An 11807-nucleotide genomic window follows, 5' to 3' on the forward strand; every position below is an offset into this window, starting at 1 on the left:
GGTTAAATCGAATCGATCGAAAGGGACAAGCCGCGAGGTTTCGTCCCTTTCGTTGTTCATGCACCCTAACGAACCAACACCACGATGCTCACCGCTCGCGACTTCAAAGAGATTGTCAGTGGCCGCCGCAAAGGAATCGGCTCGACGCTTTTGCGTGGGCTGATGTGGGGAACGTCGCTGTTCTATGGCATTGGTGTTGGTGTTCGCAATCGACAATACGACACAAACGTTCGCCCCGGCGAGTCCGTGGATGTTCCTGTCATTAGCGTCGGCAACCTCACACTTGGCGGTACCGGTAAAACGCCCATGGTAGCTTGGCTGGCACGATGGTTTCGCGAGCGAAATATTCGCGTGACACTCATCAGCCGCGGCTATGGTGCCGAACAGGGAGCTCAGAACGACGAAGCGAAAGAACTCGAGCAACTGTTACCGGACGTTCCTCATCTGCAGAATCCAGATCGCGTCGCTGCAGCGCAAGTTGCCACGGAAGAACTTGCCGCTCAAGTTCTTTTGCTAGACGATGCCTTCCAACACCGCCGCATTGCCCGCGATCTCGACATCGTTCTGATCGACGCTACCGAACCCTTTGGTTTTGGTTATCTCTTTCCTCGTGGAACGTTACGCGAGCCGGTCCAAAGCCTTAATCGGGCCGACGTCATTGTTCTGACACGCGGTGACATGGTAAGCAGCGAAGAGCGGCAAGCCATCTGGAAGCGGATCACTCAGCTTGACCACAACGCGGTGCTGGTCGAAATGCATCACCAGCCGAGTCGTCTCTTGAATTTCAGCGGGCAGACAGAGTCTCTGGAAAGCTTGCGCGGCAAGAAAGTGCTCGCTTTTTGCGGCATTGGCAATCCGAGCGGATTTGAACATACGCTTGTCGAAGCGGGTATGGAAGTTGCCGAGTTAAAGCCGTTCGACGACCATCACGATTACCAACGCGAAGATATCAACCTGCTGGAACATTGGACCACGCAGCACGACGATGTCGACGCGGTGGTCTGCACCCACAAAGACCTCGTGAAGATCGGACTCGATCGCTTCCTCGACAAACCGCTTTGGGCAGTGACAATCGAGGCGAATATCGTTGACGGCCTGCCGCAGCTGGAAGAACGCCTCTCGCAAATCGTCCAGCAAATCCCGGACGATCCCTACGCAGATTATTGATTCAACGTGTCAAGGTGAAACGTCGAGTTCGCGGTAACGAGCTCCCGCTTGTCTCCTTGCAAGCGAATCACATTGACCGCGCAGTTATCCTGACGAATCGTCCGCATTTGCTTCAGCGGAATTGCATACAAATGCGCTACCATCACGCGAATCACGATGTTATGGGCCACCACCAAGATACGGTTGCCGAGATTTTGCTCTAACAGGTTCATTAGCGCAGGGACCGTTCGGTGGGCGACATCAGTAGCTGATTCTCCTTCGGGATAAGGGTGGACCGAAGGATCTTCCAGGTGCAGCCGATACGCTTCTGGTTCAGCCGCTTTGATGTCTTCCCAATCGCGTCCCAACCATCGCCCAACGTCCGCTTCGACGATCTCAGGTACCGGAGTGATCTCACGACCTGGCTGAATAATCTGGGCCGTTTCCATCGCCCGAACCATCGGGCTCGCATAGACCGCATCGAATGAATATCGGCGTAGAAATTCCCCGGTCAGCGTCGCCTGTTCACGGCCAATCGCCGCTAACGGTCCATTGATGCCGCTGCCTTGCAGGACGGTGGGCTGTTTAAGATTAAAATCGGTTGCCCCATGCCGAACCAGAAACATCCAGCACGTATCGTCTGGGATCGTAACGCTCATGATGCCTCTTGAAAACATGCTTCCGACTGGACGGCGTCTTTCTCAAGCAAACCGATTTCAACCAGCTGTTCAACCAACGTCTTCCATCGCTCCGCAGTCATCTGTCCGAATGATTCTTCTTCGACGTTGGTTAGCGGAACGATTGCCTTGACGCCAAATTCCAATACGCCCGGCGAAAGCTCTGGGTTAAGCGACTCAAGATGTTTGTTGGCCTGCTGGGGGTTTTTCAGATAGTCTTGCCACCCTTTGCGACAAGCACGCATCATCTTTTCGACTAGCTCAGGATTCTCTTTGTTCAGCTTGTCCGAAGTAATCAAAATGCTGGCGTAAGGGTTGTAACCAATCTCTCGGATCGGCAGCACACGCACGTTTGCCCCCTGCTCTTTTGCCAGAAACGGCTCACTGAATTCGTAGGCTTGTTGCGCGAAGTTCTTGTCTCGCAAAAATGCCGCGACACTTCCGTCGTACGGCACCACACGCACATCGGTCAGCGGGACATGCTTGACGAGATATTCCGAAAAGGCCCGGCCGCTATTCATCGCCAGCGTCACGCCCTTCAGCTCTTCCAGTGACTTAATGCCCGACTCTTCATGCACCAGGAAACAGCGAGGACTTTGATCGATCGCTGCGAACGTCGCAACAACATTTGCTCCTTGAGCACGTCCCAAAGGAACCTGATCGGCCGTCGCAACACCGAACTCAACCGAGCCGCGGGCGACCTGTTGAATGACTGGCGACCCTGGACCGCCCGGCAAGATCTCGACATTCAAGCCTTCTTCCGCGAAATAACCGTTTAGCTGCGCGGCGTAAAATCCGCCATGCTCCGCTTCGGGAAACCAGTTGAGTGCCAGCTTCACGTCGGTCCGTGCGGTGGGATCGTTGTCGATCGGTCCAGTATGGTACGTATCGTCCTTGACGTTGCACCCCAAGAAGATGCTAACGACGATCAAAATAGCCCAGCTTGAACGCAATTGGTGCACGGCTAACCTTCCCAAACCCAGCGACGCAGGAACATGCGTCCCAGAATTGAAATCGAAGCGAAAACGACCACGCCTACCAGCGTACTGCATATCGTCCCCGCGAACAGTGCCGACGTGTTCATTTGACTCTTGGAGATAAAAATGAACGAACCGAGCCCTTGATGACCGCCGGTATGCCCTGCGAAGAACTCTCCGACAATCGCCCCAACGACTGCCAGCCCCGCACTCGTTTTCATTCCGGTCAATAAGTAGCGAATCGCGCCGGGAAACTGCAGCTTCCACAATATCTGCCAACGTGTGGCTTTGTTCAGCCGAAACAGATCGAGCAAACCTTGATCTATCGTGATCAACCCTGTCGTCGTGCTCGTGATAATCGGGAACAAGCTGATCATCGTCGTCACCACGATCACACTCAATTCGCCATATCCGAAGATCGCAATCACCAGTGGCGCGATAGCCACGATGGGTACCGTCTGAAAGAAGATCGCGAACGGATAGCCACTTTGCCGCAAGATGGAGGACTGCGAAAAGAAAAGCGAAACGACGACGCCCAGTACGACCGAGATAACGAACCCAGCGACGGCCACCATTCCGGTACGTAACGAATAGCCCAGCAGGTCCCACTTCTTAAGCCACATCGTCTTCGCGACGACGCCGGGGCCCGGCAAGATGTACGGTTCCAGTCCGCTAAACATCACGATCGCCTGCCACAGCAACAACGCAATAACCAACACCAACATCGGCAAAACGATCGTCCGCCACGAAAAGGGTGCTTCTCTCATCGCACGGCCACTCCTGCTAACGTGCTGACCACCTCTCCACAAAACGTGGCGAACTCAGGGTCGTTCCGGAGACTGCTTTCGCGCGGGTACGCAAAGGGAACTTGCATATCGGCCACGATCCGTCCTGGGTGAGCCTGCATTACCAAAATGCGTTGGCTCAGAAAGACCGCCTCGGCGACATTGTGGGTAACGAAAAGCCCGGTCCATTGTTGTCGCTTCCAGATTTCGAGGATCTGCTCGTTCAGTTGATTCCGTAGCATGTCGTCTAAGGCGGCGAATGGTTCGTCCAATAGAAGAATGCCAGGCTCGGTGACGAGTGCCCTCGCCAGCGAGACACGCATCCGCATCCCACCGCTAAGCATTCGCGGGTACTTTTTGCCGTCTGCGTCTTGCAGTCCGACCATGCGAATCGCAGCATCGATTGCCGCGTGATCTTCACGCGAAACGCTCCCTCGCAGTTCCAACGGAAGACGAACGTTTTCTCGGGCAGTTCGCCAGGGAATGAGGTTCGCGTCCTGGAAAACAAACGCTCGCTCCGCAGAGGTTGATTCGTCGAGCTGTAGCATCCCACTGCTCGGTGTTTCCAATCCGGCAATCAGTCGCAAAAGTGTCGACTTACCACACCCTGAAGGGCCCACCAGCGATACGAACTCTCCCGGAGCGATCGACAATCGATCGACCGCTAAAACCGGCGAGTCCGAGCCGAATTGTTTCTCGAGTTCATGGATTTCGATGGCAGACACAGGCACTCATTTTTTCACATTCGAAGTGACGTTTTCGCTGATATTTCTCGGCGAAAACCCTGACACAGCCAAAAACGAGGCTTTTTCCCTATCATTCCCTGCCTGAGCAATCCTACCACCCTTTGGGGGAATTGCTGATTGGGTGGAATAAATCTTTACTTCGAGGGCATCCCTCCCTACGATAACTAATTGAAGCCTTCCTTGTTGCGCGGTCACAACCCCCTCCACTGACCGACCGCATGCAATGTGTTACCCGCGAAGTTTCCTGCCTCCCTGTCCGAAAGTTGTGTTCTTCACGAATAATTCGGATATCGATGTAGGTTCACTCCGTCCCCGCCTAGTAATGCCGATGCCACGAATCATAGTAATCGCGATCCTCTCTCTGCTGACCACTGCCATTGATAGCAGTGCTGCCGAACCGAAGCAGTCAGTGCCAGATTTCTCGAAGGTCCAACCCGTCCTCGAGAACTACTGTTATGGCTGTCATGGCTACGGTGCAGAAGAAGGAGGCGTGACACTCGATAACCTGGAAGAGCTTTCCCAGAAAGATCGCGTCGCCGCCCAGGAATCTTGGCTGGCCGTTTGGCGTAACATGCGTGCTCAAACCATGCCTCCCGCTGACGAAGATCAACCGTCGCAGGAAGAGCGTGACCTGGTCGGCCGCTGGATCGAATCGAAAGTGTTTCGCCTCGATCCTGCCAACCCTGATCCCGGACGTGTCACCATCCGTCGCTTGAACCGCGATGAATATCGCTACACGATTGAAGATCTTTTCGGCTATCGATACAAAGTCGACGAGAATTTCCCTCCCGACGATACCGGCTACGGCTTCGATACGATCGGCGATGTCCTTTCGATCTCGCCGCTAATGACTGAAAAGTACTTTGACGCCGCGCAAGAGATCGTCAAGGAAGTCGTTCCGACAGATGGCAAGCACGACTCGAAATACAAGCGAGTCTTTTTCGACGGTCCGCCGCCGGAAGATGCGAAAGAGCGTGAAGCGTATGCTCGCAAGATTCTAAAGCACTTCGGCACCAAAGCATTCCGTCGACCGATTTCGGACGAAACGCTCGATCGCCTGGTACAAATCCAGCAGCACATCAGTTCGCAGAAGGATCGCACCTTCGAGCATGGCATTGCCCAGTCATTTGCAGCGATGCTTATCTCGCCGCAGTTCCTGTTCCGTGCCGAAATTCAGCCAGAACCGAACAACCCCGGCAAGATCGTGCCGGTCGATGAATACGCATTGGCCTCTCGACTTTCCTATTTCCTCTGGTGCTCGGTACCGGATGACGAATTGATGAAGCTCGCCAGCGAAGGCAAGCTCCGAGAGAACCTCCACGCTCAAGTCGATCGTATGCTGGACGACCCGAAATCGGATCGATTCATTCAGCGTTTCATCGGCCAATGGCTGCAAGCTCAGGATGTGGAATCGATCAGCATCGACGCTCGTCGGGCCCTGGGAATTCGAGATCTCGGCGATTCGTTCCGCGTCTTCAGCAAGACGGTTCGCCGTGCGATGCGGGAAGAGACCGAAATGCTCTTCGAGTACATCCTGAAAGAAAACCGCTCGGTTGGCGAATTACTGACGGCCGACTACGCCTTTTTGAACAAGCCGCTGGCGAAGTTCTATGGCTTGGAAGAAATCAAAGGCCTGGAAGATCGCCAGCTGAAGAAAGTCGACTTGCCTAAGGACAGCAACCGAGGTGGGATCCTCACGCAAGGGACATTCCTTGTCGTGACATCAAACCCAACACGATCCTCCCCGGTCAAACGTGGACTGTTCATCCTGGATAACATTCTGGGAAGCCCACCACCTCCGGCTCCGCCCGATGTTCCGGCCCTGGAAGAAGTCCGCCAGCGAGGCAAGAAGCTGACGATGCGAGAACAAATGGAACTGCACCGTAGCGAGGCATTGTGCAAATCGTGCCACGCACGAATGGATCCACTTGGTTTGGCCTTGGAAAAGTTCACCTACATCGGTCAGTTCCGCGAGGAAGACGACGGCCAAAAGATTGAAACGGCCGGCAAATTGATCACCGGTGAAGAGTTCACGAACGTTCGCGAACTCTCCCATGTACTCGCCAACGAACGCAAAGTCGATTTTTATCGCTGTTTGACCGAAAAGATGCTCACCTTCGCCCTTGGGCGGGGTTTGGAGTATTACGACACACCAACAGTCGACACGATTGTTGACGACATGCTTGCCAACGACGGCAAGCTACGTCGCATGATTCATACCCTCGTGGATAGCGCCCCTTTCCAAAAGCGACGTGGCGATGGCGATCTCCTGTCGTCGACCCACTGATCCTGCCTGCTTTCGCGCAACAAAGGAATTGATGCCATGAAAATGCAACCCACCCGCCGCCATTTCCTCAAAGGACTCGGTATGGCCGTGGCTTTGCCAGCCATGGAAAGCCTGATGCCAGGAACGGCCCATGCGGCTGCACCTAAGACGGCAATGACCGCTGCTGGCGATCCACTTCGCTCGGCGTTCCTGTACGTCCCTAATGGCGTGAACGTGAACAAATGGTTCCCAGAAGGGACCGGCCAAGACTACAAACTAAACGCCACGATGAAGCCTCTGGAAAAGCATCGTAGCGACTTCCAGATCGTCAGCGGTTTGGCCCACGAACATGGTTTTGCCAACGGCGACGGAGCTGGCGACCATGCCCGTGCACATGCCACTTATCTGACCGGAGCACGTCCGAAGAAGACGGCCGGAGCGGATATCGAGCTCGGTATTTCTATCGATCAGGAAATGGCCAAGTACGTCGGCTACGAAACCCGTTTGCCATCGCTGGAGCTTTCCTGTGATGGGGCTCGTAAGTCAGGCTCGTGCGATTCTGGTTACTCGTGCGCTTATCAGTTCAACTTGTCGTGGCGTAGCCAAAACACGCCGATGGCAGCCGAGTCGAACCCACGACTCGTCTTCGAACGTCTCTTTGGTCGTGGCGGTGCCGACGAACGTCAACAGAACTTCGATCGCCGCATGTCCGAACGTCGCTCGGTGCTCGACTTTGTGATGGGCGAAACCAAGCAAATGTCGAAGCAGCTCGGTCGCAACGACGTTCAGAAGCTTGACGAATACCTGACCGGCGTTCGTGAGATCGAACAACGTATCGAAAACGCGGAGAAGTTCCGGGACCTGCCTGAAATCGAAATGGAAGCTCCGGCTGGCATTCCTAAGGAATATGCCGACCACATCCGCTTGATGTTCGATCTGCTCGCATTGTCGTTCCAGACCGATTCGACCCGCGTCGCATCGTTTATGCTCGCCCATGACGGAAGCAATCGCAACTTCCGCGACATCGGCGTGCCGGAAGGACATCACAGCCTTTCGCATCACCAGAACAACGAAGAGAAGCTGGCTAAGATCGCCAAGATCGACCACTTCTACATTCAGCAGTTCGCCTACTTCATCGACAAGCTTAAATCGATGAAAGACCCTTCCGGAGCATCGGTCCTCGATAACTCGATGATCGTCTACGGTAGCGGTCTTTCCGACGGCAATCGCCATCGCCACGACAACCTACCGATCATTTTGGCTGGTAAGGGTGGCGGTACGCTGCAGACCAATCGCCACTTGCAGCTCGATGCAAAAGAACGCACCCCGATGGCCAATATGTTCGTCACGATGATGAACCGCATGGGTATCCAGGATGCCGACTTCGGCGACTCGACCGGCAAGCTAGATATCATCTAACGCCCTGCCGCATGCCAACATATCCCGCCCAGTCCTCCTCCCTTTTGGAAGAGGACTACAGAGCGGGATTTTTTATGCGCCCGGCGCTGCTAGCAATCCTGCGGAATCAGTTCCGTTGAAAGCAGGAATCTTGTCGCTTGCCAAGAATCCGGTCACATCGACCTTGTAAAAATTGCAATTCAACTGATAGACTCTTCCTCGCGCACCAAAAGCCTTTGGGATGCGTAATGGATCGACCGGCCCCGATTGATTGCCGGTCTCTGATGCTTCTGCGACAAGGAGGTCGCGGTGCTCAACCGACGTCCACTCAAGCACAAATTGCTCTTAGGCAGCGGCCTGCTGCTGATCTTGGTGCTCGCGCTGTTCGCGGTCACGTTCACCGGCGGTCTGTCGTATCGTCAAGTCGCCCGCGACATTAGTGCTCGCTCCGTCGAACTCCCGCTCGCGATCGACTTTTCTCTCGCGGTTACCGAACTTCGCCATACGCTCAATCAGGCCAAGCAAGCCAAACGGCTGACGACATTCTTCGATTCCAGCGCGGTTCCACCCCTGCTGCATGAAGAATTCCGTGGGAAGTTTCTGTCGGTTCAAGAAGCCCTCCGGCGGTACGAAGACCAGCTCAACCGAAGCGGCGCTGGCGATAGCGATATCGGCGACGATTCGGACGAACGCGACACCATCGGTGAAATCCATGGTTCGATTCAAAAACTGGATCAGCTATACCAAGACGCCGATTGGTTTCATAACGAAATCAAAAGCGACGAACTAAGTGGCGAGATCGACCGCTTGCATGTCCTCGCTAAAAAGCTGCCGTCGTTCCTGATTGAAGACATGCAGCAGCTCAAAGACGAAGTCCGCGACCAATACCGCAACTGGATTACCGCCTCGTTAGTCGTTATTGCGATGACCGTTTGTGCGATTGCATTCGCCGCGTATGCCAGCTGGCGATGGCTGTTCAGTCCATTGAAGATTTTGATGGATGGTTCGCGCCGCGTAGCCAACGGCGACTTCGACCATCGTATCCAGTTGGAAGGACACGCCGAACTGGCGATCCTGGCCGACGCCATGAACGCGATGACGCATCGTTTCCAGGCCATCGAATCAAATCTCAACGAGCAAGTCCAGGACCGTACCCGTCAAGTCGTTCGCAGCGAACAGCTGGCCAGTGTCGGGTTCCTCGCGGCCGGTGTCGCTCATGAAATCAACAATCCGCTCGCTTCGATCGCGTTTTGTGCCGAGTCGCTCCGCTCGCGAATCAACGAAGGCGAGACCGATCCTGAAAACGAAACGACCCAATTCCGGGACAGTGACGTAACGGTACTACAGACGTACCTCGGGATGATTGAAGAAGAAGCGTTTCGCTGCAAAGAGATCACCGAACGTTTGCTCGACTTCTCGCGTCTAGGAGATGTCGAGAAAACGGAAACCGACGTGCGAGATCTGGTTCAAGGCGTCATCGACATGGTACGCCACTTGGGCAAGTATCGAGAAAAGAACCTGATCTTCGAGGACGATCAAGTCGCCCTCGCTCCGGTCAACGGACCGGAAATCAAGCAAGTGGTGCTCAACCTGATTACCAACGCGCTGGACAGTATCGACCCCGGCGGGCACGTTTTGGTAAAGGTGGGCGAAGAACGAGGCCAGGTCTTCGTGACCGTCAAAGACGACGGCTGCGGTATGACCGAAGAAGTCCGTCGTCACTTGTTTGAACCATTTTTTACCCGACGCCGGGATGGCCAAGGGACAGGACTGGGGCTCTCCATTTCGTATCGCATTGTGAGCGACCATGGCGGTCAGATCGATGCGAGGAGCGAAGGGCCAGGCCTCGGAAGTGAGTTTAGTTTTACGCTGCCATGCAGGGAAGCAAGTAAGCGAAATGAGCGAAGACACCAAGCAGCCTGAGTCGCTGAAAATTCTGTTTGCCGATGACGAGAAGTCGCTCCAAAAGTTGATGGGGCTCGAGCTTCCTCGCCTCGGTCATACCGTCACCGTTTGTCCCGATGGCGTCACCGCGATCGCCGCGCTCGAGAAAGAAGACTTTGACTGTCTTCTTGTCGATCTCGATATGCCTGGCAAAGGTGGCATCGACGTCATCAAAAAGGCGAAAGAAACCAAGCCTGACACCGAAGCCATCATCCTGACCGGCAAGTCGTCGACCGAAAGCGCCATCGCGGCGGTCGAATTCAAAGTCTTCGCCTACCTGACGAAGCCTTGCCGCTTGATGGAACTAAAGACCCTGCTCGAAGGTGTCGCCAAGAAGCGGGAACAAGATCGCCGAATCAAGGCGCTCACCAGCCGCTTGGATCGCATCGAAGGCAAATCGAAGCTGATCGGCGACTCCGGTGCGATGCAGATCGTTAACAAGATGATCGCTAAAGTCGCCCCGTCTAACTCGGCCGTGCTGATTCGCGGTGAAACGGGTACCGGTAAAGAGCTCGTAGCGAAAGCAATCCACGATCAAAGCCTCCGACACGAGCAACCCTTCGTGGCAGTAAACTGCGGGGCACTTCCTGAGAACCTGATCGAAAGCGAACTGTTCGGCCACCGCAAAGGGGCTTTCACCGGAGCGGAAGAAACCCGCATCGGCTTGTTTGAAGTCGCCCATGGCGGATCGCTCTTCCTTGACGAAATCGGCGAACTTCCCAAGGCGCTACAAGCGAAGCTTTTGCGAGTATTGGAAACGGGCGAAATTCGCCGAGTGGGCGAAAACAGCTCGATCAAAGTCGATGTTCGCATCATTAGTGCGACCCATCGCCACATCGAAGATATGGTTCAAGATGGCGACTTCCGCGAAGACTTGATGTTCCGCATCAATACGTTCGAGATCCAACTGCCGCCGCTACGCGAACGTACCGAAGATCTTCCGCTGTTGGCCGAGCACATCAGTCGCCGGTTCTGGCCAACCATTCCGATGACGCACACCGTCTTTGCCACCGAAACTATTCACGCGCTCAAGTCTCATTCGTGGCCAGGCAACGTTCGCGAACTAGCCAATGTCGTCGAGCATGCAACGATTCTGTGTGAAGAACTTCCGATTCAACCGCAGCACCTGCCGCGACGCTTCAGCGAACAATCGCACAGCGGTGGGCCCCCGGAACTGCGTGCGGTGAGTGGTCCCATGTCGTTGCGTGAACTCGAAATGCAAGCCATCCACGACGCTCTCGACCGACACGAAGGTAATAAGCCGCAAGCCGCCGAAGAGCTAGGCATCAGCCTGAAAACGCTTTACAACAAGCTGAATCAGGCCACCGCGAGCGAGAAATCGGCTTAGCCGTAGGGCCCGCGTGCCGCGGGTCGCGAAGCATGTACCAGGGATCCGACCCGCGACACGCGGGTCCTACGATTTTGATGATGTGACGCATGCGTCGAAAGATCCTACAAGACTACGCCAATACACTGTGCCAAATGTTTGTAAGCTGGCGTATGGCCGAGGACGTCAAAAAACTCTCTCGGCTTCCAGATGGAAAACTATCACTCGACGTATTAGCCGGAACGGCTCATCACGATCTCGTGGGAGCCGTCGAGTTGTGGATTGCCTCAGAACTTCAAGCTTGGTTCTTAGAACGGCTGGCGATCTCAAATATCCCAGCCGAGTATATCGAAGTGGCAACGGTCGACGTTCAACTAAAGTCTCAGCATCGTCACACCCCAAAAGCCGCAATAGTCACGTTCGACTTCATTGCTAACTCTACGATACAGACGGATGAAACGTCCTATCATGGAATGCTACAGGAACAGCATGCTTGGCACTTTCACCCGCGAGATTGAGCTCACAAGATCTATCGTTTGAG

10 protein-coding genes are annotated in these 11807 nt (G+C 54.7%); 6 read left to right on the forward strand and 4 right to left on the reverse strand.

What is annotated here, in order from left to right; genetic code table 11:
- The first annotated feature begins 84 nt into the window (after positions 1 to 84).
- A complete protein-coding gene (lpxK, locus tag LA756_RS13060; RefSeq protein ID WP_224440317.1) occupies positions 85 to 1167 on the forward strand; it encodes a tetraacyldisaccharide 4'-kinase in 1083 nt (360 codons plus the stop codon).
- Here lpxK and LA756_RS13065 read toward each other — a convergent pair.
- Genes LA756_RS13065 through LA756_RS13080 form a run of 4 tightly spaced genes read right to left on the reverse strand, consistent with a single transcriptional unit; the run spans position 1161 to position 4310 of the window.
- Complete coding sequence (locus LA756_RS13065; RefSeq protein WP_224440318.1) at positions 1161 to 1805, reverse strand: histidine phosphatase family protein; 645 nt, start codon at positions 1803 to 1805, stop codon at positions 1161 to 1163. The genes lpxK and LA756_RS13065 overlap by 7 nt on opposite strands.
- Entirely contained in the window at positions 1802 to 2785 is a 984-nt protein-coding gene (locus LA756_RS13070) for an ABC transporter substrate-binding protein (RefSeq protein WP_224440319.1), read from the reverse strand. Before LA756_RS13070 ends, LA756_RS13065 begins: the two co-directional genes overlap by 4 nt.
- Positions 2786 to 2787: 2 nt before the next feature.
- On the reverse strand, positions 2788 to 3567 hold the full coding sequence (locus LA756_RS13075; protein ID WP_224440320.1) for an ABC transporter permease: 780 nt from the start codon (positions 3565 to 3567) through the stop codon (positions 2788 to 2790).
- Positions 3564 to 4310: an ABC transporter ATP-binding protein gene (locus tag LA756_RS13080; RefSeq protein ID WP_224440321.1), complete on the reverse strand. Its 747-nt coding sequence runs from the start codon at positions 4308 to 4310 to the stop codon at positions 3564 to 3566. Before LA756_RS13080 ends, LA756_RS13075 begins: the two co-directional genes overlap by 4 nt.
- A 349-nt stretch (positions 4311 to 4659) precedes the next feature.
- Between LA756_RS13080 and LA756_RS13085 the strand changes: the two genes are divergently transcribed.
- The 5 genes from LA756_RS13085 (at position 4660) to LA756_RS13105 (ending at position 11784) form a co-directional block, all read left to right on the forward strand.
- Positions 4660 to 6618: a DUF1592 domain-containing protein gene (locus LA756_RS13085; RefSeq protein WP_224440322.1), complete on the forward strand. Its 1959-nt coding sequence runs from the start codon at positions 4660 to 4662 to the stop codon at positions 6616 to 6618.
- 36 nt (positions 6619 to 6654) lie between these two features.
- The gene (locus LA756_RS13090; RefSeq protein ID WP_224440323.1) at positions 6655 to 8016 is read left to right on the forward strand and encodes a DUF1552 domain-containing protein; all 1362 of its coding nucleotides are present in this window, start codon (positions 6655 to 6657) and stop codon (positions 8014 to 8016) included.
- Positions 8017 to 8304: 288 nt separating this feature from the next.
- Positions 8305 to 9918, forward strand: a complete 1614-nt coding sequence (locus LA756_RS13095) for a sensor histidine kinase (RefSeq protein WP_224440324.1) — start codon at positions 8305 to 8307, stop codon at positions 9916 to 9918.
- A 4-nt stretch (positions 9919 to 9922) separates the two neighbouring features.
- Positions 9923 to 11287, forward strand: a complete 1365-nt coding sequence (locus tag LA756_RS13100) for a sigma-54 dependent transcriptional regulator (RefSeq protein ID WP_224440386.1) — start codon at positions 9923 to 9925, stop codon at positions 11285 to 11287.
- An 89-nt stretch (positions 11288 to 11376) separates the two neighbouring features.
- Positions 11377 to 11784, forward strand: a complete 408-nt coding sequence (locus LA756_RS13105) for a hypothetical protein (protein ID WP_224440325.1) — start codon at positions 11377 to 11379, stop codon at positions 11782 to 11784.
- Positions 11785 to 11807 lie beyond the last annotated feature (23 nt).

It is taken from the genome of Bremerella sp. TYQ1 (assembly GCF_020150455.1).
Lineage (GTDB): Bacteria > Planctomycetota > Planctomycetia > Pirellulales > Pirellulaceae > Bremerella > Bremerella volcania_A.